The organism is Candidatus Termitispirillum reticulitermitis (assembly GCF_054655775.1).
Map to the genome: position 1 here is coordinate 1 of NZ_BAAIHG010000225.1, position 593 is coordinate 593.

Sequence of the window (593 nt, forward strand, 5' to 3'; positions counted from 1 at the left end):
AGTGGCTTTTAACACTGTTAGCTGTGGCTGTAGCAACGGTTATCGTCTTCATAGGACGACTATTGCTGGGTGATATGCATCGCAAGCCATCAGTAGGCTTGTCGTCATTAGTAGGCAATACTTACCATTTTGGCAGTGATATGATACTCTTAATGACGCATGTCCTAAAGGGGTTGTTAAAACGCGGGCTGTCGGTACGCGATATGGGCACGATTTTTGACATCACATCTAAGGAGCAACTGTCACATGAATGGTCAACCCCATACAATATAGACCCATTGATAGCTAGAGTTGAGGCGGCACTGATGGGGGAAGAATGAATGAAGGCGTATCTCTATTTGTTAGCCTCAACCTTCATATTTAAGCCATCTACACCCACTATCCGCACCATCTGCCCTTTAGTTAGTTCCAGTCCAGATGAGGTGGCATCCCAGATTTCCCCTTGCACATAGACCTTGCCGTTGTTGCCACTCCATGCTAGCACACTGCCAGTTTTGCCTACTAATGACGACAAGCCTACTGATGGCTTGCGATGCATATCACCCAGCAATAGTCGTCCTATGAAGACGATAACCGTTGCTACAGCCACAGCT

Annotated in this window: 2 protein-coding genes; one reads left to right on the plus strand and one right to left on the minus strand. The window is 46.9% G+C overall.

The genetic code is table 11. From position 1 onward, the window contains the following. Positions 1 to 320 (plus strand): hypothetical protein (locus AC1MDJ_RS08435; RefSeq protein ID WP_479690462.1); only part of this gene is annotated, 320 nt, incomplete at its 5' end. 14 nt (positions 321 to 334) lie between these two features. Here AC1MDJ_RS08435 and AC1MDJ_RS08440 read toward each other — a convergent pair. Continuing rightward, positions 335 to 593: NfeD family protein (locus AC1MDJ_RS08440; RefSeq protein ID WP_479690463.1), on the minus strand; the 259-nt coding region annotated here is incomplete at its 5' end.